General features: G+C 70.3%; 27 protein-coding genes. 14 read left to right on the forward strand and 13 right to left on the reverse strand.

Features of this window, described 5'->3' with window-relative positions:
• Positions 1 to 32: 32 nt before the first annotated feature.
• Together ACWIE7_RS12495 and ACWIE7_RS12500 are read right to left on the reverse strand one after the other, a co-directional pair.
• Positions 33 to 1,040, reverse strand: a complete 1,008-nt coding sequence (locus ACWIE7_RS12495; protein WP_454069373.1) for a glycosyltransferase — start codon at positions 1,038 to 1,040, stop codon at positions 33 to 35.
• A 28-nt stretch (positions 1,041 to 1,068) separates the two neighbouring features.
• A complete protein-coding gene (locus ACWIE7_RS12500; RefSeq protein ID WP_454069374.1) occupies positions 1,069 to 1,629 on the reverse strand; it encodes a type 1 glutamine amidotransferase domain-containing protein in 561 nt (186 codons plus the stop codon).
• 85 nt (positions 1,630 to 1,714) lie between these two features.
• Here ACWIE7_RS12500 and ACWIE7_RS12505 point away from each other — a divergent pair, with 85 nt between their 5' ends.
• Positions 1,715 to 2,440, forward strand: coding sequence for a DUF2993 domain-containing protein (locus ACWIE7_RS12505; protein ID WP_454057176.1), 726 nt, complete (start codon positions 1,715 to 1,717; stop codon positions 2,438 to 2,440).
• Here the strand turns inward: ACWIE7_RS12505 and ACWIE7_RS12510 are convergent.
• Positions 2,437 to 3,993: an adenylate/guanylate cyclase domain-containing protein gene (locus ACWIE7_RS12510; protein WP_454069375.1), complete on the reverse strand. Its 1,557-nt coding sequence runs from the start codon at positions 3,991 to 3,993 to the stop codon at positions 2,437 to 2,439. The two genes, ACWIE7_RS12505 and ACWIE7_RS12510, sit on opposite strands and share 4 nt — an antisense overlap.
• Before the next feature lie 228 nt (positions 3,994 to 4,221).
• On the opposite strand from ACWIE7_RS12510, the gene ACWIE7_RS12515 reads away from it, so the two are divergent.
• The gene (locus tag ACWIE7_RS12515; protein WP_454069376.1) at positions 4,222 to 5,766 is read left to right on the forward strand and encodes a DEAD/DEAH box helicase; all 1,545 of its coding nucleotides are present in this window, start codon (positions 4,222 to 4,224) and stop codon (positions 5,764 to 5,766) included.
• Between the two features lie 38 nt (positions 5,767 to 5,804).
• On the opposite strand, the gene ACWIE7_RS12520 is transcribed toward ACWIE7_RS12515, so the two are convergent.
• The 3 genes from ACWIE7_RS12520 to ACWIE7_RS12530 form a co-directional block, all read right to left on the reverse strand.
• A complete protein-coding gene (locus ACWIE7_RS12520; RefSeq protein WP_454057179.1) occupies positions 5,805 to 6,629 on the reverse strand; it encodes an acyl-CoA thioesterase in 825 nt (274 codons plus the stop codon).
• Between the two features lie 24 nt (positions 6,630 to 6,653).
• Positions 6,654 to 7,859, reverse strand: a complete 1,206-nt coding sequence (locus ACWIE7_RS12525; protein WP_454069377.1) for a fatty acid desaturase family protein — start codon at positions 7,857 to 7,859, stop codon at positions 6,654 to 6,656.
• 91 nt (positions 7,860 to 7,950) lie between these two features.
• Positions 7,951 to 8,961: an LLM class flavin-dependent oxidoreductase gene (locus tag ACWIE7_RS12530; protein WP_454069378.1), complete on the reverse strand. Its 1,011-nt coding sequence runs from the start codon at positions 8,959 to 8,961 to the stop codon at positions 7,951 to 7,953.
• 69 nt (positions 8,962 to 9,030) lie between these two features.
• Here ACWIE7_RS12530 and thiM point away from each other — a divergent pair, with 69 nt between their 5' ends.
• The 3 genes from thiM to ACWIE7_RS12545 all read left to right on the forward strand — a co-directional run bounded on the left by thiM (position 9,031) and on the right by ACWIE7_RS12545 (position 11,114).
• A complete protein-coding gene (gene thiM, locus ACWIE7_RS12535) occupies positions 9,031 to 9,891 on the forward strand; it encodes a hydroxyethylthiazole kinase (RefSeq protein WP_454069379.1) in 861 nt (286 codons plus the stop codon).
• Positions 9,888 to 10,586, forward strand: a complete 699-nt coding sequence (gene thiE, locus ACWIE7_RS12540) for a thiamine phosphate synthase (RefSeq protein ID WP_454069380.1) — start codon at positions 9,888 to 9,890, stop codon at positions 10,584 to 10,586. The genes thiM and thiE overlap by 4 nt, the downstream gene beginning before the upstream one ends.
• A gap of 156 nt (positions 10,587 to 10,742) precedes the next feature.
• Positions 10,743 to 11,114: a VOC family protein gene (locus tag ACWIE7_RS12545; protein WP_230929200.1), complete on the forward strand. Its 372-nt coding sequence runs from the start codon at positions 10,743 to 10,745 to the stop codon at positions 11,112 to 11,114.
• Between the two features lie 7 nt (positions 11,115 to 11,121).
• Here the strand turns inward: ACWIE7_RS12545 and ACWIE7_RS12550 are convergent, their stop codons facing one another.
• The 4 genes from ACWIE7_RS12550 to ACWIE7_RS12565 form a co-directional block, all read right to left on the reverse strand.
• Complete coding sequence (locus tag ACWIE7_RS12550; RefSeq protein ID WP_454069381.1) at positions 11,122 to 11,622, reverse strand: GyrI-like domain-containing protein; 501 nt, start codon at positions 11,620 to 11,622, stop codon at positions 11,122 to 11,124.
• 20 nt (positions 11,623 to 11,642) lie between these two features.
• On the reverse strand, positions 11,643 to 11,993 hold the full coding sequence (locus tag ACWIE7_RS12555; protein WP_454069382.1) for a helix-turn-helix transcriptional regulator: 351 nt from the start codon (positions 11,991 to 11,993) through the stop codon (positions 11,643 to 11,645).
• Between the two features lie 67 nt (positions 11,994 to 12,060).
• The gene (locus tag ACWIE7_RS12560; RefSeq protein WP_454069383.1) at positions 12,061 to 12,909 is read right to left on the reverse strand and encodes a sigma-70 family RNA polymerase sigma factor; all 849 of its coding nucleotides are present in this window, start codon (positions 12,907 to 12,909) and stop codon (positions 12,061 to 12,063) included.
• Between the two features lie 32 nt (positions 12,910 to 12,941).
• Positions 12,942 to 13,427 carry a carboxymuconolactone decarboxylase family protein gene (locus tag ACWIE7_RS12565; RefSeq protein WP_454069384.1) on the reverse strand — a complete coding sequence of 162 codons (486 nt, stop codon included), beginning with the start codon at positions 13,425 to 13,427 and terminating at the stop codon, positions 12,942 to 12,944.
• A 108-nt stretch (positions 13,428 to 13,535) separates the two neighbouring features.
• Between ACWIE7_RS12565 and ACWIE7_RS12570 the strand changes: the two genes are divergently transcribed.
• Complete coding sequence (locus tag ACWIE7_RS12570) at positions 13,536 to 14,195, forward strand: DUF1707 SHOCT-like domain-containing protein (protein WP_344996697.1); 660 nt, start codon at positions 13,536 to 13,538, stop codon at positions 14,193 to 14,195.
• 22 nt (positions 14,196 to 14,217) lie between these two features.
• Here ACWIE7_RS12570 and ACWIE7_RS12575 read toward each other — a convergent pair whose 3' ends face one another.
• On the reverse strand, positions 14,218 to 15,537 hold the full coding sequence (locus tag ACWIE7_RS12575; protein ID WP_454069385.1) for an MFS transporter: 1,320 nt from the start codon (positions 15,535 to 15,537) through the stop codon (positions 14,218 to 14,220).
• 164 nt (positions 15,538 to 15,701) lie between these two features.
• Between ACWIE7_RS12575 and ACWIE7_RS12580 the strand changes: the two genes are divergently transcribed.
• The gene (locus ACWIE7_RS12580; protein ID WP_454069386.1) at positions 15,702 to 15,908 is read left to right on the forward strand and encodes a hypothetical protein; all 207 of its coding nucleotides are present in this window, start codon (positions 15,702 to 15,704) and stop codon (positions 15,906 to 15,908) included.
• A gap of 64 nt (positions 15,909 to 15,972) precedes the next feature.
• The gene (locus ACWIE7_RS12585) at positions 15,973 to 16,380 is read left to right on the forward strand and encodes a PPOX class F420-dependent oxidoreductase (RefSeq protein ID WP_454069387.1); all 408 of its coding nucleotides are present in this window, start codon (positions 15,973 to 15,975) and stop codon (positions 16,378 to 16,380) included.
• Between the two features lie 15 nt (positions 16,381 to 16,395).
• On the opposite strand, the gene ACWIE7_RS12590 is transcribed toward ACWIE7_RS12585, so the two are convergent.
• Positions 16,396 to 16,620: a hypothetical protein gene (locus ACWIE7_RS12590; RefSeq protein WP_295651682.1), complete on the reverse strand. Its 225-nt coding sequence runs from the start codon at positions 16,618 to 16,620 to the stop codon at positions 16,396 to 16,398.
• Positions 16,621 to 16,819: 199 nt separating this feature from the next.
• On the opposite strand from ACWIE7_RS12590, the gene ACWIE7_RS12595 reads away from it, so the two are divergent.
• The gene (locus ACWIE7_RS12595) at positions 16,820 to 17,395 is read left to right on the forward strand and encodes a peroxidase-related enzyme (RefSeq protein ID WP_454069388.1); all 576 of its coding nucleotides are present in this window, start codon (positions 16,820 to 16,822) and stop codon (positions 17,393 to 17,395) included.
• 77 nt (positions 17,396 to 17,472) lie between these two features.
• On the opposite strand, the gene ACWIE7_RS12600 is transcribed toward ACWIE7_RS12595, so the two are convergent.
• On the reverse strand, positions 17,473 to 18,159 hold the full coding sequence (locus ACWIE7_RS12600) for a superoxide dismutase family protein (protein WP_454069389.1): 687 nt from the start codon (positions 18,157 to 18,159) through the stop codon (positions 17,473 to 17,475).
• A 465-nt stretch (positions 18,160 to 18,624) separates the two neighbouring features.
• Between ACWIE7_RS12600 and ACWIE7_RS12605 the strand changes: the two genes are divergently transcribed.
• From ACWIE7_RS12605 to ACWIE7_RS12625, 5 genes are all read left to right on the forward strand, one after another.
• Positions 18,625 to 18,858, forward strand: coding sequence for a Flp family type IVb pilin (locus ACWIE7_RS12605; RefSeq protein WP_454069390.1), 234 nt, complete (start codon positions 18,625 to 18,627; stop codon positions 18,856 to 18,858).
• Positions 18,859 to 18,964: 106 nt separating this feature from the next.
• A complete protein-coding gene (locus ACWIE7_RS12610; protein WP_454069391.1) occupies positions 18,965 to 19,354 on the forward strand; it encodes a TadE/TadG family type IV pilus assembly protein in 390 nt (129 codons plus the stop codon).
• A complete protein-coding gene (locus tag ACWIE7_RS12615; RefSeq protein WP_454069392.1) occupies positions 19,342 to 20,304 on the forward strand; it encodes a pilus assembly protein TadG-related protein in 963 nt (320 codons plus the stop codon). Before ACWIE7_RS12610 ends, ACWIE7_RS12615 begins: the two co-directional genes overlap by 13 nt.
• A gap of 11 nt (positions 20,305 to 20,315) precedes the next feature.
• On the forward strand, positions 20,316 to 21,074 hold the full coding sequence (gene cpaB / locus ACWIE7_RS12620) for a Flp pilus assembly protein CpaB (protein WP_454069393.1): 759 nt from the start codon (positions 20,316 to 20,318) through the stop codon (positions 21,072 to 21,074).
• A partial coding sequence (locus tag ACWIE7_RS12625; protein ID WP_454069394.1) for an AAA family ATPase occupies positions 21,071 to 21,717 on the forward strand: 647 nt, incomplete at its 3' end. The genes cpaB and ACWIE7_RS12625, both read left to right, overlap by 4 nt.

Below are 21,717 nucleotides of genomic sequence, written 5' to 3' on the forward strand. Positions count from 1 at the left end.
GAATAGACCAATCTGCTCAGGAGGCGGTGCGATCAGCGCGTGACGGCGGTCCTCGTCGTGGTCGTCGTCGTCGACCTGATGACCTCCGCCGCGCGCGAGGCCGCACCGTCCACTCCCCAGTTGTCGCGGATCCCCCCGGACGCCTGATCCAGGGAGCGCGCCACCTGATCACACACGGCGTGCGCTACAGCTGTAGGGCCGTCGCCGTAGCGCAGCACGGCCGCCCCATCGAACGCCCCGAGGGCGCCGGCGGTGGCGTCCTGCTCGCCGTACTCATGACGACGCGGGACCACCACCATGGGCACATTGGAGCAGGCCGCGTCCGCGACAGAGGCCTGTCCCGCGCACGTCACCACTACGTCCGCAGAGGTGAGCTCGTCCCACGGATCTTCGCGCCACACGCCGTCCGGGCCGCCCACCTCGAGCCACTCGGCCACGCCGAGGCGCTGCGCTGTCGAGCGCACCGCCCGCCAGAAGCGATGGTCACCGCTCGGGCCGGCACTGTTGAGATGAACCACCCGGGGTCGACGACGACCAGGCTCCCGCTCCCGGTCGCGCCCCTCGAACCGGGAGATCCCCCCGACCTCCCGTACCCGGCCCCGCGTGCCCGCAACGGTGGCCGGGTGCACGCCCGGCGGCCAGGCCGCCAGCAGTGTCTCGGCAGCGCGGCACCGCAGGACATGCGGTTCGTCGTCACGCAGGCCCGGGGGCAGGGTGCTCACCACGGGCGTGCCGGTCATGCGCGCGGCCAACGACATGGCGGGTGGGCCGTCCACCCAGACCGTCCTGGGGCGTGTCCGGTCGATCCACGTCACGGCGGCGCGGCGGGCGGACAGATCGATGTCGTCGGAGTCAGGCCCCACCTCTGTTCGCGTCGCAGGTAGATGAACCACACTGGACCCAGCCGGCCGAGTCCGCTCGTCGAACGGCCCGGCCAGCAGCATCGTCACCTCTTCCCCTCTGTCCCGGAGAGCGGCGACGACCGGCAGCACCCGGTTCAGGTGCCCCCGTCCACGGTTGTGGACATAGACGCCGATCATCGACAAGGCCCCCTCGCTGCGCCCGCGCCTAGTCTGCGCCCCGGATCGCGCCGAGGAGGGCGTCGCAGAACGCCGGGAGGTCGTCCGGGCTGCGGCTGGTGGAGATGCCGTCGTCGGTCACGAGCTCGGCGTCGACCCACTCCGCGCCCGCGTTGGTCAGGTCGGTTCGCAGGCTCGGGTACGAGGTGATGCGGCGGCCGCGGACGACGTCGGCCTCGATGAGCACCCACGGCGCGTGGCAGATCGCGAGTACCGGCTTGCCGGCCTCGACCATCTCGCGGACGAGGGTCAGGGCGTGCTGGTCCTGCCGCAGCGCGTCCGGGTTGGCCACACCGCCGGGCAGGACCAGGACGTCGAACTCCGCGGCGGAGGCGTCGGCGGTCGTGCGGTCCACGGGGTGGGTGCCGGCGGGGCTGAGGTGGTCGACGAGGCCGACCTCCCCGTCGTCGGTGCTCACCAGCACGGCGGTGTGGCCGGCGTCGGTGACGGCCTCCCATGGCTCGGTGAGTTCGACGCGTTCCACGCCTTCACCGGCGACGAGGGAGGCGACGGTACGGGTTTCGGTGGTTGCTTCCTGTGTCTCGGTCATCCCCCGAGGGTGAAGGCGGCGGGATCATATCGCAACCGGACGACGAGGGGTGGACCCCGACGCGTGGGTCCGGCACGATACCGGCATGGGACGTGGAGCGCGGACGGGACGAGGCAACCGGGGCGGCGGGCGCGGCTGCGGCTGCTCGTTGATCCTGCTGGTGTTGCTGCTGGTGGGGCTGGTGGCGGCCGCCGAGTTCGGCACGCGGTGGTACCTGGCGGACCGGGCCGAACGGGAGGTGTCGGTCAGGATCGACGCGCCGGCGGACGTGTCCTTCGGCCGGGGACTGCTGCTGTGGGAGCTGATCAGCTCCCGTTCCGCGGGGGAGGTCCACCTGACCTCGCCCGGCTCCGACACCGTGCCGCAGCTCGACGTGACGGCCCACTCGGTGACCCTCGTCGACGGCGCGCTGCACGCCGAGACCCTCGACGGCACCGCGGTGCTCGACGAGCAGCAGATGGTGGCGGCCGCGGCCCGGGGCGGTCCGGAGGGCTCGCCGATCGCGGGGCTGACGGAGGTGCGGTCGGTGCGACCGGACGCGGCGGCGGGTCTCCTGCGCGCGGACCTCGGCGGGATCGCCGAGATCGGGGTGGCGCCGGGCGTCACCGACGGGCGGCTCACGCTGCGGCCCGAGCAGACCGCGCTGCTGGGCTTCCCGCTGCCGGACGGCCTGTTCTCCGGCATCACCACGGTGGTCGACTCGGCGGTCGCCGACCTGCCGCAGGGCGTCGTGATCGAGGGCACCCGGGTCGTGACCGAGGGGCTCGAGGTGAGCCTCGGCGGACGCGACGTGGTGCTGGAGACGAACTAGACGGTTCGCGGAACGCAGAGCTCGGTCGGCTCGTCGCGGCCCCGGACCACCTCGAAGCCCGTGGACTCCCAGCGGCGCGCCTCGGCGGGGTCGGAGGCGGAGACGGCGGCGCCGGAGGCCAGGACCAGCCCGTCGCGGTCCTTGGCCAGGTCGCACAGTCGCGAGGCCTCGTTGACCGCGTCGCCGATCACGGTGTACTCGAAGCGGTCGTCCGAGCCGACGTACCCGGCCACCACGTCGCCGTAGGAGGCACCGATGCCGGCGCGGCAGTCCGGCACCCGCTCGGGGAGTCGCTCGGCCAGCGTGCGGGCGCACGCCACCGTGGCCGTGGCCGGGTCCACCATCGATCTGGGCGCGCCGAACACCACGAGCGCGGCGTCGCCGAGGAAGCTGTCGACGACGCCGTCGTACTCCTCCACGGTCTCCACGACCACGGCGAAGAACCGGTTGAGCACGTCGACCACCGCGGCGGCCTCGGACCGGGTGGCCATCTCGGTCGAGCCGATGAGGTCCACGAACACCACCCCGACACGCGAGTCGCGCCCGCCCAGCTCGGGGTCGTGCAGCTCGGCGGCCTCGGCCACCTCGCGCCCGACGTGGCGGCCGAACAGGTCGCGCAGCCGCTCGCGCTCCTGCAGTCCGGCGGCCATCTGGTTGAATCCGCGCTGCAGTTCGCCGAGCTCGGTGCCGTCGTACACCACGACGCGCCGCGACAGGCGCCCCGCGGTGACGTCCTCCATCGCCCAGCGCACGCTGCGCAGCGGGCCGAGCATCGAGCCCGTCGACAGGGAGACCAGCAGGAATCCGGCCAGGAGGGAGGTGGCGGACAGGACGATGATGACGACGACGAGGCGTTCCAACGTGAGTGCCCGACCGGCCAGTGTGTAGATCGCCACGATGATCAGACCTGCGATCGGCACGCCGCTGCCCAGGGCCCACGCCACCCGGACCCGCGTCATGGCCCCGAGGAAGCGGGCCCGCGGCGCCGTTCCCGTGGACAACGCGACCGCGGCGACCGGGCGCAGGCCGAAGTCGGTGAACAGGAACGCCGCACCGCACACGACCATCCCGGAGAAGACGATGGTGAAGCCCACCACCGGGATCGCCGCCGGGTCGATCACGCCGAAGGCCGTGGTGATGAGCGCGGCGCCGAGGATCCACAGGAAACCCTGGATGAGCGTCACCCGTCCGGGCAGGCGCAGTGTCCGAGCCCGCTCGCGGTCGGTGGGATCCCGGCCGTCGAGGAACCAGCGCACCCGGCGGAAGACCACAGCGCGCACCCACACCAGGCCGAGGATCGTGGCCAGCCCCACGTAGACGGGCACGATCACCGCGTTGGGCCACAGGAACCGCGAGGACAGCAGGTGGGGCCCGGGAAGCACGAACAAGATGAGCACCGCCGCGACCGCGATGCCGACCAGGTTGGAGCCGAGCAGCGTCAGTACCAGCAGGACCCGCACCCGGAGCGCGCGCAGACGGGCGGACTCGCGTTCGCGTCCGAGCAGCACCGAACCCAGCTCCGGGCGGCGCAGCAGGGACAGGTCGAGGCGCATGGTGACTCATCGTGCCACCGCGCGGCGTGCGAGGCGACGGTCTCGTGATGCTCTCCGTCACACATGTGGGAAGCGGGGGCCCGCGACGAGTAGGGTGTGGGCAGTCGGTCCGCACCACGCTTGCCTCGGACCGAGCGGCTGGTCGACCTCCCGTGGTCGCGCACCGGGCGCATCCGCCGATAAGGCGGTGCGACATCCGCGAGCGCGCCGGGCAAGACGCCCCCATCTATGTACGGAGCTTTCTCCTTGTCACGTTCTTTCGCCGATCTCGGCGTTCCTTCCCCCCTGCTCGACGTCCTCGGCGGCGCCGGCATCGTCACCCCCACGCCCATCCAGGACGCCACCCTCCCCGACGCACTCGCCGGGCGGGACGTGCTGGGCCGCGGCCGCACAGGCTCCGGCAAGACCTACGCGTTCTGCATCCCGCTGGTCGCCCGCCTGGCCGCCTCCGGCGGTAAGCGCAAGAAGGGCGCCCCGCGCGGGCTCATCCTCGCCCCCACCCGCGAGCTGGCCCGTCAGATCGACGAGACGCTCGCCCCGCTGGCCGCCGCGATGGGCATGCGCACCACCGTGATCTTCGGCGGCGTCTCGCAGGGCCGTCAGGTCGATGCGCTCAACCGCGGCGTGGACATCGTCGTGGCCTGCCCCGGCCGGCTCGAGGACCTCATGGGGCAGAAGCACTGCAGCCTGGCCTCGACCGAGGTCACCGTCCTCGACGAGGCCGACCACATGGCCGACCTCGGCTTCCTGCCGGGCGTCACCCGCATCCTGTCGGCCACCCCGAAGGGCGCCCAGCGGCTGCTGTTCTCCGCAACCCTCGACGAGGGCGTGAGCAAGCTCGTCGACCGGTTCCTGGTGGACCCGGTCGACCATTCCGTCGACGACGGCTCCGCCACCCCCGGGCCGACCTCCCACTACGTGCTGCGCGTGACCTCCGACGACCGCGTCCGCGCCCTGGCCGATCTGGCCGGCGCGTACGAGCGGACCGTCATGTTCACCCGCACCAAGCACGGCGCCCGGCGGCTGGCCAAGCAGCTCACCGGCCGCGGCGTCGCGAGCGTGGACCTGCACGGCAACCTCTCGCAGAACGCCCGCGTGCGAAACCTCGACGCCTTCTCCTCCGGTGAGGCGACCGTGCTCGTGGCCACCGACATCGCCGCGCGCGGCATCCACGTCGACGACGTGGGGCTGGTCGTGCACTCCGACCCGCCGGCCGAGCACAAGGCGTACGTTCACCGCTCGGGCCGCACCGCCCGCGCCGGCGCCGTGGGCACCGTCGTGACCGTGGCGACCCAGGACCAGGTCGGCGAGGTGCGCGGCCTGCTGCGCGCTGCCGGCGTGACCGCCGGGGAGATCGTCCTGCCCGAGGGCGACGACGCCGGCGCCGCGCTCGCCGACGCTCCCGAGCCGCCCCCGCACGTCCCGGGTGGCGCCGGTGGCGGCGACAGCGCGGCCGAGCCGCCGTCCCGCCGGAACCAGGCACGTCGCGGCCGCGGCCAGAGCCGGCAGCAGCAGAACCGCCAGCGTCAGCAGGGCGGGGAGCGCGGCCAGGGCCGCGAGCAGAATTCAGACGGGTCGGGCGGTACGGGTGGCCCTCGTCGTCGTCCTCGTCGCCCCCAGAACGGCGGCGGCCAGGGCTCGGGCCGTCAGGGTTCGGGCCGGCAGGGCTCCGGCGCGCAGCAGTCCGTCGGCCAGGCCTCGGGCCAGGGCCGGGGCGGCGCCGGCGGCGGTTCAGGCAGCGGACGTCGTCGCTCCACCCGCGCGGCGGGCTGAGCCTGCGGATCGCGTGTGGTCCGCGGCTACCGCGGCCGTCAGCCGAAGATCGTGATGGACTGGCGGCTGATCGCGGCGAGCTCACCGCCGGGCAGCCAGAGCATGGCGTGCGTGTGCGCGTAGCCGTCGCGGGCCGAGTCGGTCGTGGCGCGGTAGGCGAAGTCAGTGGTGCCGGGGACGGACTGCGGGCCGATCTCCGCGATCAGCTCGAGGGTCCAGGTGAGGCTGCTGCCGGGCGCGAAGCCGTCGAGCATCTGCAGGGGCGCGGGCGGCCAGGCGTCGGCCAGTAGCACCAGATGCTCCTCGGCGAGGTGCTGCGGCTTCTCGCGCAGTCCGGTCCAGCCGGAGATCTCGTGGCTGTCCGAGCCGCTGAACGGCATCTGGCCGCCGACCTGGCGTAGCTCGACGAACTGGTAGAACTCGGGCGTGAGCTTCTCGATGTAGGGGAACGCCTCGATCGACGAGGGCTCGGGCAGCGCCGGTGCCCCGTGCGTCGGCGCGACCGACAGCGCCGACTCGCGGTGCTTGCCGAACGCCGCCAGCGCGGTGGCCACCACCTCACCGGACTGACGCAGCGTGGCCTGGCACTGGGTCACGTTCGAGCCGACGCGCAGGACCCCCGCCTCCAACTCGACCGGTCCGGGCGTGGCGGGGCCGACGAAGGACACGGTGATGGACCGCAGCGGCGGCACGGTGTCGGGCTTGCCGGTGGTGGCGGACAGCTCGGCGATCCGGCCCTTCATCGCCGCCAGCAGCAGCGCTCCGGTGAGACCTCCGAAGATGGCCCGGCCCTGGGTCCAACCGGACTCGACCTCGATCGTCCCGCCTTCAGCGGCGGCCTCCACCATGCTCGTCAGCGACATGCGGCCCAGTCTGCCAGTGCCGACTCAGCGCGCCGCTCGGGCCCGTCGTTTGCGCAGACCGGCGAGCGCCGTGGCCAGGCCCGGCATGGGCGGGGCCAGCGCGAACATCTTCTCGCTGCGGGTCTCCGGGGCGTCGTCGGAGGTGCGGCGCAGGTAGCGGTCCGGCAGGGACAGTCGCGCGATGGTCCGCCACGCCTGCAGATACTGTTTCCCCAGCGGGCCGGTCACGTATGGCAGGTCGTACCGCTCGCACAGGTCGCGGACCTTCAGTGAGATCTCCGAGTACCGGTTGGACGGCAGGTCGGGGAACATGTGGTGCTCGATCTGGAACGACAGGTTGCCCGACATGAGGTTCATGACCGGGCCGCCGTCGAGGTTGGCGCTGCCGAGCATCTGACGCAGGTACCACTCCGCCCGGGTCTCGGTCTCTACATCCGTCAAGGTGAATTTCTCGGCACCGTCCGGGAAGTGCCCGCAGAAGATCACCGCGTTGGTCCAGATGTTGCGGATGATGTTGGCGGTGACCGCCGCGGTGAGGGCCTGGCGGCCGCCCGGCCCGGCGAGGACGGGGAAGAGGATGTAGTCCTTGAGGACCTGCTTGCCGGCCTTGGCGAGGAACCGGCGGGCGCGGCGCCGCTCCTCCGGGGCTTCGGTCGAGCCGGGCAACGCGGCAGCCAGGCTCACCGCCTGCAGCCCGATGCCCCATTCGAATCCCGCCATGAGAAGGGTGTTGACCAGCACGTTTGCTGAGTACCGCGGCTTCCACGGCACGTCGCGGGTGACGCGCAGGACGCCGTATCCCACGTCGTCGTCCATCCCGATGATGTTGGTGAACTTGTGGTGCAGGTGGTTGTGGGTGTGCTTCCAGTCGGCCGCGTTGCCGACGAGGTCCCATTCCCACGTGGTGGAGTGGATCTCGGGGTCGTTCATCCAGTCCCACTGGCCGTGCATGATGTTGTGGCCGAGTTCCATGTTCTCGAGGATCTTGGCCACCGCCAGCACGCCGGTGCCGAGCGCCCACACGGTGCGGTTACGGGCCCCGAAGTACAGCAGCGCGCGCGAGGAGATCTCCAGACCGCGCTGCAACCGGATGATGCTGTGGACGTACCGGTAGTCGCGATCCCCACGAGATTCCAGGACCTCGGCGCGGATCGCGTCGAGCTCCCGTCCCAATTCCTCGATCTGTGCTTGATCGAGGTGGGCGTACTCACCTACTTCGGAGATCGCCATGACCCGAGCCTAAGCCTCCTCGGTGCCCGCGGCTACTGCTACGGCCTCCGGGTGGGGCCGTTCGTGACGACCCTCACGCGGGCGAGCCACTTCAGTCACTCCAGGCCCGCCGCAGCACCTCGAGCGAGCCGTGGGCACGCTCTGGCGACGAGCCGATCGGGGCGATCATCAGCTCGTCGGCGCCCGCACGGTGCGCGAACTCGGTGAGGTAGTCGCGCACCGTCGCGCCGTCGCCGCATGCGGTGTAGCTGATCATGTGGAGGATCTGCTGGCCGCCGGCCGACTCCATGACCATGTCGAGTTCCTCGTCGGTGAAGTTCCGACCCCGCCCGGCCATGAGCCTGACTCGCTGGCGGCGGTACCAGTGCAGCTCCTGCTCGGCACGCGCGGCGTCGTCGTCGGCCACGACATTGACCGCGGCGATCATGTACGGCTCGGACAGCTGCTCGCTGGGCTGGAACCGCTCGCGGTAGACGGCGGAGGCCTGCTCCAGGGCGTCCGGCGCGAAGTGCGAGGCGAAGGCGTACGGCAGCCCGTACGCCGCGGCGAGCTGCGCGCCGAACAGCGAAGATCCGAGGATATAGAGGGGCACCTTGGTGCCGCGGCCGGGCACCGCCACGATCCCCCGCGTGCGGGCCATGTCGCTGGGCGAGTCGCCGAGGAAGGCCTGTAGCTCGCGCACGTCGTCGGGAAAGGTCTCGGCGGCGGACGGCTCCCGACGCAGCGCGCGCAGGGTCTGCGGATCGGTACCGGGTGCTCGGCCCAGGCCCAGGTCGATCCGGCCCGGGTGCAGTTCGGCAAGGGTGCCGAACTGCTCGGCGATCACGATCGGCGAGTGGTTGGGCAGCATCACACCGCCGGAGCCCAGCCGGATGGTCGAGGTCTGCGCGGCGATGTGAGCCATGAGCACCGCCGGCGCGGAGGAGGCGATGGACGGCATGTTGTGGTGCTCGGAGTACCAGACCCGCTCGTAGCCGAGCTCCTCCGCCTTCTGAGCCAGCGCGACCGAGTCCTGCAACCCCTCCCCGACGGTCTGGCCGGGGCGAACGGATGCGAAGTCGATGACGGACAGGGGCAGAGCGCGGAAGTCAGAGGCGGGCATACCCCATGCAACCCGCCCCCTCGGCCGGCTATTCCGGGCAGCGGTGGTGCCGCACGGCACACTGGGGGCATGCCTGATGCAACCGAGCCGAGCCCCGCCGATCCCGCCAACACGGTCGCCCGTCTGGTGTCGCTGCTGCGGGAGGCGAGTCCGCTGGTGCACTGCCTGACCAACTCGGTGGTCCGCGAGGTCACGGCGGACGTGCTGCTCGCGGCGGGTGCGGCTCCGGCCATGGTCGACCACCCGGCCGAGGCCGGCGACTTCGCGTCGATCGCCTCGGGCGTGCTCGTCAACGTCGGCAACCCGACGAGCGAGCAGATCAAGGGCATGCACGCGGCCATCGCGTCGGCGCGCGAGCACTCCACGCCGTGGGTGCTGGACCCGGTCGCGGTGGGCGGCCTGACGCTGCGCACGGGCCTGGCCACCGGCTGGCTCGACCACTCCCCCGCGGCTATCCGGGCCAACGCCTCGGAGATCGTGGCGCTGGCCGGGGCGGGCGCGGGCGGCCGCGGCGTGGATTCCACCGCCACCGTCTCCAGCGCGCTGCTGCCGGCGCTCGAGTTGTCCGCCCGCACGGGTGGCACGGTCGCGATCTCGGGCGACAGGGACCTCGTCATAACCCAGACCGACGGGCCCACCCGGGCGACCTGGATCGACTCTGGCCATCCGCTGCTGCAGAAGGTCATCGGCACCGGCTGCGCGCTGGGCGCGTTGACGGCCGGCTATCTCGCGGTCGCGCGCTCGACGGACATCTCCGATCACTCCGCCGTGGTGGCCGCCCACGCCCACATCGGCGCCGCGGGGGCGGCCGCGGGCACCGTGGCGATGGGGCCGGGCTCGTTCGCGATGGCGTGGCTGGATGCGTTGTACTCGTTGGAGCCGGAGCAGATCGCCGAGCTCGCGGTGCTGACGATCGCCGATACCGAGTGAGCTCGCCGGCCGCGCGGCGCCGCATCGCCGAGGCGACCGACTGGCGCCTGTACCTGGTCACCGATCCGCATCTGGGCGGCGGGCGGGACGCGGTGCCGGGAATCGTGGCCGAGGCGGTGCGCGGCGGAGTGGGCGTGGTCCAGGTGCGAGATAAGGAGTGCGACGACGACGAGTTCGCCGCCCACGCCGCCGCCATCGCCGCGGCGGCGGATCGCGCCGCGTCCGAGGTGGGCCGCCGCGTGCCGGTGTTCGTCAACGATCGGCTCGAGGTGGCGCGCGAGCTGGGCCTGCACCTGCACATCGGTCAGCGGGACGAGCCGTTGGCGCGCGCCCGGGCGACGCTGCCGGACGAGCTGATGCTGGGACTGTCGATCGAATCGGACGTGCAGTTGGTCGAGGCGCTCGCCGATCCGGCCGTGGCCCCGGACGTGATCGGGGTGAGCCCGGTGTGGTCCACCGCCACCAAGACCGACACCGCCCCTGCGCTGGGGGTACAGGGCGCGGACCGGATCGCGCGGGTGGCCGCCGACGCCGCGGTGCGGTCGGTGGGCATCGGCGGGGTGGGGCCGACCAACGTCGCCGATCTCGCGACCACCGCGCTGGACGGGGTGTGCGTGGTCTCGGCCATCATAGCCGCCCCGGACCCGCGCGCGGCCGCCGCGGATCTGCTCTCCCGCTGGGAGACCGGCCGCTGAACCCGCTGACCTGCGGTGCCCTGAACGCGACGAGCAGGGCACCGCAGGTCAGGGGCCCTGCCCGTCAGGCAGCCGTAGGTCACGTGGCCGTGGCCTTCCTTGTTCCCTTTTCGGATTCGAGCGAGTCCCGACCCGGCTCAGCGTATTTTCGAGGCCATGAGCCGTAAGCCACTCGAGATCACCCTGGTCGAGTTCCCCAGCACCTCCATGTCCGCCACCTCCGACTTCCTGGAGAAGGTGTGCGGGTGGACCCCCACCGTGTACGGGCCGTCGTACAGCAACCTGGTCGGCGGCGGGATCGACGTGGGGGTGCAGGGCGACGCCCACGAACAGTCCCCGGCGCCGCTCATGGTGATCCGGGTGAGCGACCTCGACGAGGCCCGCGAGCAGGTCGAGGCCGCCGGGGGCGTGGTGACGTTCGGCCCGTTCGATTTTCCCGGCGGCCGACGTTTTCACTTCCGCGAGCCCGGCGGGAATGAGATGGCGATGTGGGTGGCGGTGACGCGACCCGACCCGCCGACAGAGTAAGGCCCGCTCACCGCTGTTCACGTTCGACCGGCAACCACAGTTCGCACGTGGCGGTGCTGAAGTTGTCGGCATGCTCGAGCACGGTGAGGATCGACGGCCCGGGCCGCAGGCGCCACGGATTGGATGGGAACCACTCCGTGGCGGTGGCCGCCCACATCCGCTGCAGCGCGGCGGGGTGCTCGCCTGAGGAGCGAAATATCGCCCAGGTGCCCTCGGGCACGTCGATGGAGTCGAGGTCGGTGGGGATCGGGGTGTCGACGACGACGGCGACGCCGTGCAGATACGTGAGTTCGGCTCCTTCCGTGTAGTCGGGATCGACGTCGGTACTGACCTGCAGGATGCCGCCGGGTTCGGTGTCGGCGAGTTCTTTGAGTCGGGCGTGTTCTGCGGGCGGGATCGACTCGACGTGTGCGCGGATGTGCGGGTTCACGCCCTCGTGGATGAGTGGCACGCGGGCGGCGTGGCCGATCAGGCGGAAGGCGTGGTGGTCGATGATGCGGGCGTCCATGGGGATGCTCCCTTCAACGGTCAGGCGGAACCTGAGTACGGGTTGGCTGCGAAGGGGCCGCCGTCCCGGCGGACCGCACCGTGGCTGACTCCGTGGACGGCGCGGAATGCCCGGCCGAATGCCTCGGTCGAGCCGTAGCCGTAGCGGACCGCGATAGTGAGCAGATCCTCCTCGCCCATCACGTCCGCCGTTGCGACGGTCATCCGGCGTCGGCGCAGATACTCGGAGACGGGCATCCCCGCGAGGGACGAGAACATGCGGCGCAGGTGATAGTCAGTGGTCCCGGACGCGGTGGCGATCGCCTCCACGTCGAGTTCGCCGGCCAGGTTGTCCTCGATCTCGTCGACGAGGCGGTTGAGGATCTCGATCACGTGTGACTCCCTTCGCCGTCGACTCTGCTCGGAATCGGCTCGGGGCGCCCGACTTCTCCGGACCGGTTCAGTCGGCCGGACGGAACCCCTCCGGCAACTCCACGCGGGTGAGCTTGTCCGGGTTGGCGTGGAACCAGACCCGCGTGACCCGGCCGTCCGTCGCACCGACCTGACCGATCCGCAGGACGCCCCGCGAGACCACGACCAGCGCCGTCTCCCCGTTGACGTCGACGGGCGCGATCATGCCGTTGGCGAGCTCGGCGGCCTTGACCAGGAAGTACGCGGTCTTGCGCGCGCCCACGATGTCGCGGCGGGCGGCGTTGACCTTGCCGTCGCTGTCCGAGACCACACGGGCGTCAGCAGTGAGAGCGGCGATGGTCGCGTCGAGATCCCCCGACATGACGGCCTCGACCAGCTGGCCGATGAGTTCGTCCGAGGCCCGCTCGGGCGGGCGCAGGTCGGTGTCGAGACGGTGCCGGGCCCGGCTCACCCACTGGCGGACCGTCGGCACGGCGGCTTCGAGGATCTCCGCGATCTCGGAGTAGGGCAGCTCGTAGGCCTTCCGCAGGACGAACGCCGCCCGATCGGTGGGCCCTAACTGCTCGTAGGCCAACAGGACCGCGATCCGCAGATCGTCCCGGCGCTCGGCGGCGTTTTCGGGCAGCAGCGCGGTGTCGACTGGCTCGGGCAGCCACGCGCCCGTGTATGCCTCACGCTGACGACGGCGCAGCCGGTCCAGGCACAGTCGCGTGGTGACGGTGGTCAGCCAGGCCTCGGGATTGTCCGGGACCTCGCCGCTTGCCGATTCCACCGATCCCAGCGCGACCAGCCGGGCCAGGGCCTCGTCGGCGGCCTCCTCCGCGTCCGCCCACGTGCCGGTGAGGCGATAGCCGATCCCGAGCAGCCGGCCACGCACGCGCTCCAGCTCCGCCCGTTCGCGCAGCGCGGTCAGCTCGGGCGCACGGGATCGATGTCGCGCTCCTCGACGCCCTTCAGCGAGCGCGGGTCCAGCCTCGTGGCCACGGCGATCCGATTCCATGCGTTGATGGTGACGATCTCCATGAGCAGCTGTCCAGCCCCGGATTCCCCGCGATGTCGGACGACCTCGGCCCAGAGCACGTCCGGGACGGATTCCTCGCCGTCGATGTGGGTCACGGCGTCGGCGAACCGTGCCACCACCCGCTGGTCCTCGGGCAGTTCGTCGGCGCGGGAGCTCGCGAGCTCGGCCGCGAGGATCCGCGAGTCATCCCAGCCGTCCTTGCGGGCGTCGCGGCGGTGCATGGCCGTGCAGTAGCGGCAACCGTTGACCGCCGAGACGCGGAGCCTGATGAGGTGACTGTCGGCTCGTGAGACACGAGCCCTCGTGTAGGCCTCCATCGCCACCATGGGCGCCATCGCACCCGCGCTGATCTTCTTGCGTCTTTGTGCACTCATATCCCTTCGACGCACGGGCGCCCCGAAACGTGACAGTCGCGCACCGGGGCGGGGGCTGTGGGCGCGACTACGCTGGGAATCCACCGCCCCGACCGAGGAGCTCCAGTCATGACCGAGCCCAGCAGCCCCGACCCCACCGGCCCGGAGCCGGTCCCCGCACCCGACCTACTGCTCTCCGACGCCGAGCGCCTGCACGCGCTGACGGCGCTCGGCGACCACTACGCGGCGGGCCGCCTGGACGACTCGGAGTTCCACGCCCGGTCGGGTGACGTGGCCGCGGCCCGCACCCTGCGCCAGCTCCGCGGGTCCTTCAGCGATCTGCCCGGCGGGATGCCGCTGACCTCGGTCGACGGCATGATCGTCCAGTCGGCCATCACCGCCGACGGGGTGGGCGCGGGCGGGGTGGTGGCGTCGTCGTCGGGCGCTTCTTCCAGTCAGGTTCCGGCGCACCGGGACGTCGACGCGGAGCTGGCGGAACTGCGCAAGCGCGGCAAGACCATCGAGGCGCTGGACGGCGTCGTGGTGGGCGTGACGCTGGTGTCGTTCCTCATCCTGCAGTTCGTGGTGGGCTGGAACTTCGCGTGGATCGTGTGGCCGTCGCTGGCGCTGACGCTCGGCATCCCGCGGCTGATCCTGCGCTACAACGACGACGACGAAGCCACCTACGAGAAGCTCAAGAAGGCCGACCAGAAGGCGCGCGAGGACCGGCTACGCGCGGCGAACGACCGGATCCGCGAGCTGGGCGACGGGCGCGAGGGCCGCGACTGACACAGCGGGCCGGCGGGACGCCTCAGGTGTCCTCGAGCGCGACGCCCTTGCGCTCCGGCAGGGTGAAGGCCGCCAGGGCGGCGACGACGAAGGCCGCCGCGAACACGGCGAAAACCGTCACCGTGTCCCCCGCATCGAGCAGGAACGGCACGAGCAGAGGCGCGATGATGGAGGCGATTCGCCCGAATGCCGCGGCTGCGCCGGTGCCCGCGCCGCGGGTCGAGGTGGGGTAGAGCTCCGGGCCGATCGCGTACAGCGCTCCCCACGCGCCGAGGTTGAAGAACGAGAGCGCCATACCCGCGGCGATGATCGTGGCCGGGGAGTCGGCGAGTCCGAACAGACCGGCGGCCACGGCGGAGCCGGCGAGGAAGACCGCGAGCGTGATGCGACGGCCCCACACCTCGATGAGCCAGGCCGCGACCGCGTAGCCGGGCAGCTGGGCCAGCGTGATGATGAGGGTGTACCCGAAGGATTTGACCAGGTCGAAGCCCTGGGCGACGAGCAGGCTGGGCAGCCAGATGAACGCGCCGTAGTAGGAGAAGTTGATCCCGAACCACACGATCCACAGCGCTCCGGTGCGACAGCGCAGGCGCGGGGACCAGATCGACTCGAGCGGCTCCTCGGCGACCGATCCCGATGCGCGCTTTCGGTCGGCCCCGGCGGAGGGCTCGAGACCGGCTGCCTCCTCGAACTCGCGGACCACGTCCTCGGCCTCGGCGTGACGGCCCTTCGACTCGAGGTAGCGCACCGACTCGGGCAGCCCGAACCGCACGACCATTGCGTAGGCGGCGGGGACGAGGCCGATGGCCAGGGCCCAGCGCCAACCGGCGTCGCTGGCCGGCACCACGAAGTAGCCGATCACGGCGGCCATGATCCAGCCGACGGCCCAGAAGCCCTCGAGGATCACCACCACCCGGCCGCGGATCTTGCGGGGCGCGAACTCGCTGACCAGCGTGGACGCGACCGGCAGTTCGGCGCCCAGGCCGAGTCCCACGATGAAGCGCAGCACGATGAGCATAGCGATGCCCGTCGACAGCGCCGCGGCGCCGGTGGCGATGCCGTAGACCAGCAGTGTGGCGGCGAAGACCTGGCGGCGGCCGATCCTGTCGGCGAGCAGCCCGCCGAACGCCGCGCCCAGGGCCATGCCGACGAACCCGATGGAGCCGATCCACGACAGCTCGGTGGGCGTGAGCGACCAGTGGACGGCCAGCGCCGCCATGACGAAGGAGATGAGTCCGACGTCCATGGCGTCCAGGGCCCAGCCGAGGCCCGAGCCGAGCAGCAGCTTCCGATGCTTGCGGGTGAACGGCAGGCCGTCGAGCCGCTCCGTGCGAGTGGTCATGGTCGTGACGCTACTCCGCCTCTCGGACAGGTCGGTCGACCGTCCTGACCAGCCAAAGTCGCCGACAGATTCGTCCAGGCACCAGGCGCGACGATCGGCTTCACCGATGCGGGCGCGCGCCGCGGGCCGGTTCCCTGTCAGACCCGTCTGCGATGCTGCGCCGCGTGGACCGGGTCGATGGGTTGAGAATGTTCCGGCGGTTGATTCCCCGCCGGTGGAAGCGCGTGGTCGGAATCGCCGTGCTTATTGGAATGGTGGCGCGTCCGGACCTCGCGGCGCAGGCGGCGTCGTGGGTCTGGGAAGAGCGCGCCCAGCGGATGGTCTCGATCATGTCGGACACCTTCCGTCCGGAAGCCCTGCCCGGCTTCTGAGCGGCACACTGGAGACGGCAGGGCCGGCGTCACGCTGGCCACCGGTAACCCGATAGGAGTCGCCATGTCCGCCACGCCCCTCGAGAACGATGTCCGCGAACTGCTCCTCAAGCCCAACCCGGCCGTGATGGCCACCGTCCGCAGGGACGGCTCGCCGGTCACCGTGCCCACCTGGTACCGGCTGGTGGGAGACCGGATCCTGCTCAACCTGGATAAGAGCCGCGTGCGGCTGCAGCACATCCAGCGGGACCCGCGGGTGGCGCTGTCAGTCATGGAGGCCGGCAACTGGACGACACACGTGAGCATCCAGGGCCGGGTGGTGGAGATCATCGACGACCCGAACCTGGAGGGGATCGACTCGCTCGCGCAGCACTACACCGGTCAGAACTACTTCAACCGGGAGGATCCGCGCGTGGACGTCCGGGTCGAGATCGACCGCGTGCACGTGTGGGGCGATCTCGCCCGCTCCTGACCTCCGAGGGCGGTGTCAGGCCCGGTCTGCGACTCCGGAGTGCTCGGCGCAGTGCGCGCAGCAGTAGATGGTGCCGTCGACCTCCACACCGTGGCCCAGGATCCGGCAACTGCAATGCGAGCAGGTCGGCGCCATCGCGTGGGCCGCGCACTCGAAACTGTCGAACGTTCCGGATCTGTCGCCCTGGGTGAGGGTGAAGGCCTTGTCGTAGTCGTTTCCGCAGGTATCGCACTTAGCCATGTCCGCCTCCTCGGCTCGTAGGTTCGGCGCTTGGCGCCAACGTAGGTGCGGCCTGTGCCCCTCACAACCGGTCGGGGGGACGTGGGTCGATCCCGGTCCGAGACGACGACGAGCAGCCCTACCCTGTGAGGGCGCTCACTCGCCTGGGAGCCACCACGTCGGTGCCGAGTCCGGCGCCCTGAGACCTCCGGAGCCCTGCATGTCCGATCGTTATCCCCTCGCCGAGCTCGACAAGCTGCCCGAGGACCTGCGCGAACGCATCCTCGCCGAGCAGGAGAAGGCCGGGTTCATCCCCGAGGTGTTCTTGATGTTCGGCCGCCGCCCAGCGGAGTCGCGGGCGTTCTTCGCCTACCACGACGCGCTGATGGAGCGTGAGGGCTCGAACATGTCCAAGGCGGACAAGGAGATGATCGTCGTGACCATCTCCGGGCAGAACAACTGCCAGTTCTGCGTGGTCGCGCACGGCGCCATCCTGCGGATCGTCAAGAAGGACCCGTACATCTCAGACCAGTTGGCCGTGAGCTACCACAAGGCGGATCTGACGCCGCGTGAGCGCGCGATCTGCGATTTCGCGACCAAGGTCAACCTGCGTTCGGACGAGTTGTGCGACGCCGACTACGACGCGCTCTACGAGCACGGGCTCGACTCGGAGGACGCCTGGGACATCGCCGCCATCACGGGCCTATTCGGTCTCAGCAACCGGCTCGCCAACGCCTCGGAGATGCGTCCGAACCCGGAGTTCTACGTCATGGGCCGTATCCCACGGCAGAAGTGACCAAATGCTGACGGCCGGCGCGCGGCACAATCACGCGCGCCGTCCGTCTGCGAATGTACTACCGAATGTGTTCGGCGTCAGCCGTTCTCGGTGACGACACCGCACGCGATGCGGCTGCCGCCGTCGCCGGCCATGTGCGTATCTTCGTCCGGCCCGTCGGGCGCGTAGCGCTCAGGGATGTTGGCCAGGTTATCCGACTTCTCGTGGATCATCACGGCCGATCCGTCGTCGTCGAGGAGCTGGTCGCGGTCCAGTCGATCGGTGAACGTGACGATCTCAGCGGTTCCGTCGTCGGCCACGTAGAGGGGTGGCAGATCGCCGGCGTGATTCGGGTGGACGGCCTCGTCGTCGTCTCCCTTCAGGTGACCCCCTGCGGACAGGAACGCTCCGCGCTCGCCGGGGTCACTGGGGTTCTCGCTGTCGGGTTCACACACACCGGTGGTATGGATGTGCAGGCCGTGGAAACCGGGCGGCAGGTCCATCGCCTTGGCGGTGACCATGGTGCCGCCGTCCACCTCGGCGAACTCGACAGTGCCGCGCGACTCGCCCTCGGGAGTGACCAGGTCAGCGATGGCAAACCGCTCACCCTCGTCGGAGTCGGCGACCTCCGAGGAGGTATCACTCTGCGGCGTGACCTCGCCCTGGGCGGCCGGCGAATCCTCGCCGGTCCCGCAGGACGCCGCCAAAAGCGCGGCCGCGGAGAGTGCGACGAATGTAGAACTACGGCGGAAACGTCGTGCTGAGGTCGTGGTGCGTGGAGTCATCGAAGGGCCTCCTCGTCGGCGGTGCTACAGCGCCCCCGCGGCGCCGGTGGCGGCCACGGTACCGACCCTCAGCAGCGGTGCAACCGTGAACGCAGCGGAGTGGACGGAACCTCACCGGCGAAGCCGATTGTGGAGCTACCACAAAGTAAGGAAGCCTTACCTCAAACTGCCGGCGAGTCGTACGTTCGTCCGGCTGATAGTCGGACTCACGTCCCACTTGATGGCCGCGGCGCGGTCCGCTCTCGGACGGAAATCTCTTGTGCCACGTGCTGTCTCACCTGCACAAGGTCTGTACACGCGTACACATCGCTCTCTGAGTGATGTTCGTTACAGAAAGTTTTCCAAAGGCTTGCACTTGCGTGACCGGCGCTGCATACTCTTCTCAGCGCCAACTCAGAAAGAGCGAGGCGCAACCCCTCCCCCTCGAGCCGCCTCGGCTCATTCCCTCGCAAGAAAGGGTTCATCATGAACCAGCTCTACTTCGCCATGGCCACCGTGCAGGCCTTCTTCTCCGAGCGTCTGGACAACCGCAAGGACCGTGGCGCTACGGCCGTTGAGTACGGCCTGATGGTCGGGCTCATCGCCGTCGTGATCATTGTGGCGGTCGTTGTCCTTGGAGACACTCTAACGAGCCTCTTTGCCGACGTTAATAACGACCTGGTCGACGAGACCGGAGTCGGCCAGAAGGTGACTCCGTAAAACCATGCCGCCCTCTCCGGTGTAGCGCCGCCTAGGAGCTACACCGGAGACCACGGAAGTACCTCCCCACGTCCCTTAGTTCCCACCGATCCCCTCAGGCGCCGCAATGCTCACGCCCTCACGTGAGCGCGGGGCCACGGCCGTCGAGTTCGCGATTCTCCTGCCGGTTCTGTTGTTGCTCGTCCTGGGCATCATGGAATTCGGCAGGGCGTTTCACGTGCAGACGACGCTCTCCAATGCGGCGCGCGACGGTGTGCGCGTAATGGCACTGCAAGACAACGCCACCGCCGCGCGCTCGACGGCCAAGGCCTCCGCTCATGGTCTCCCCCTCACCGACGCGATGATCAGCGTCACCCCCACCACATGCACTCCCGATCCCGCCGCCCCTGGCATGGCGTCGGTGACCATCAGTTATCCGTTCTCGCCGGTCTCGGGCTTCCTGCCCATCGACGACCTCACCCTCACCGGCAAAGGGACCATGCGATGCTTCGGTTGAACGACGATCGAGGCGCGGCCGCCGTCATCATCGCGATCCTCATGGTTCCCCTCCTCGGCTTTGCCGCCATCTCCCTCGATGTCGCGGCGATGCACGCCGAGAAGCAGCAGCTCCAGACCGGCGCGGACGCCGCCGCACTCGCGATCGCCCAGGACTGTGCCCGTGATACCTGCGGCTCGCCCCGGGTGACGGCGCAGACTCTTGCCACGGCGAACAGCAACTCGGGCAACGCCGTTGCCACGCTGCCGACGGTTCCCACCGCGACAACCGGGCGCGTCACCGTGGAGAACTCCGCGGTACGGAAGCACTGGTTCGCACCGGTCCTGGGAGTCGATGAGTCCGAGATCAATGTCCGCGCCAGCGCAAGCTGGGGCGCTCCTATCGGTGGCACCGCGGCTTTGCCGCTCATTCTCACACTGTGCGAATTCAATCGCTACGCCGTCAACGGATTCCCGACCGGGGTTGAACAAACGATCATCACGACGCCGGCGGGAAATTGCCTGCAAACCGGCGCTGGGAACCAGCCACCACACTGGGTCCCAGGCGGCTTTGGTTGGCTGTCCCCCACCGCGCACAAGAGCTGTTACACCAAGACGCAGGTAGGGCAGAAGGCCACCAGCTCGCCGGGCAACAACATGAATCAGTGCGACATCTCGGCGATCAGGGACCGGACCATCCTTCTGCCACTGTTCGACTCGAGCAACCCGCTCAATTCCGGCGGAAATGGTGCCAACGCCTGGTACCGGGTCTACGGCTATGCGGCGTTTCACGTCACCGGGTACTACTTCTCCGGACAGAGCTGGGATGGGGGCAAGAGCGCCCCGTGTCGCGGGAACGAGCGCTGCATCCGCGGCTACTTCACCACGATGGTCCATACCGACCCCAACTTCGACTACGGCCCCGGCGCACCCAACCTGGGCGCGGCAGCCGTCTTCCTACTACCCGATTAGCGAGTAATCCCATGAGTCGTCGCCTCATCGCAGGCCTGGCCGCCGGGCTGGTGGCCCTCCTCGGCGCCGTCCTTCTCATCACGTACGTCAACTCGGCGGATGAGCGGGCGATGGCCAACCTGGATCCGGTGGAGGTTCTGGTCGCCTCGGCCCCCATCGGCCAGGGCACCGCGGCCGAGGATCTGGCCTCGCTGGTCGTGGTGGAGGAGATCCCGTCCGCCGCAGTCGGTCCGGCCCCGGTGCGGTCGCTGGCCGAGCTGGAAGGGCTGGTCGCGGCCACCGACATCCAGGCCGGCGAACAGCTCCTCGCGGGGCGTTTCGTCAGCCCCCTGGACATGCAGAAATTCGGTGGCATCCCCGTCCCCGAGGGCCTGCACCAGGTCACCCTCCCCTTCGACTCTGCCCGCGTGGTGGGCGGCACCATCACCCCCGGCGATCTGGTGGGCGTGTTCATCTCCATCGACGGTCGTACGCATCTGGCGCTCGACAAGATCCTCGTCACCCGCGTCCAGGGCGGCCTCACCCCGTCGTCGGCCGGCTCCCCGAGTTCGAACGGATCCGGCGACGAGGCGAGCGCATCCGCGAGCGACGACCCCTCCGCCGCCCCCGTCCACGACGGCAACGCGATGGTGACTCTCGTGGTCAACGCACGCGATGCCGAGACCCTCGTCTTTGCCGCCGAGAACGGCAGCATCTGGCTGACCATCGTGGACCCGGCCACGCCGACCGGTGGCACCCGCATCGTCGACCCAGGGAACGTGTACGAATGAACCGCCTCCTCCTCATCTCCGATTCCCCGGATCTCGGCGGTCACGTCGCCGACGCGATCCAGTCGCAGATCGCGCTGATCAGCGGCCCCGAGGTCCCGGCCGGGCCCTCGCAGCTGTTCCAGCAGCTGGGCCCCGGCGCGCCCATCCCCCTGGTGGTCGTGATCGACACCGCCGGCCGCGAGGACGAGGCGCTCGGACTCTCGGCCCGCCTGTCGACGGAGTGCCCCGGGATGGCCGTGGTCCTGTTCAGCGAGCAGCCCGACGCCTTTGCCCTGTCCGCTCTGCGGGCCGGCGCCTGCGACGTGGTGCACCCCCACACCCCGCTCGAAGAGCTCGGCCGGGTACTCCAGCGCGCCGCGCAGGTCGCCCAGTCCTCCGCTTCTGCCCAGCCGGTCCCCGGCGACCCCGCGATCAGCGGGCACGCCGACGCGCGCGGGCGGGTCATCAGCGTCCTGTCCCCCAAGGGCGGCGTGGGCAAGACGACCGTGGCCACCAACCTCGCCGTGGGTCTGGCCCGCTCGGCGCCCCTGTCGACGGTCCTGGTGGACCTGGACGTGCAGTTCGGCGACGTGGCCAGCGCCCTCAACATGCACCCCGACCACACCCTCCTCGACGTGACCCGCGGCCCGGCCGCGCGGGACTC

The organism is Dietzia sp. NPDC055343, from assembly GCF_053645265.1.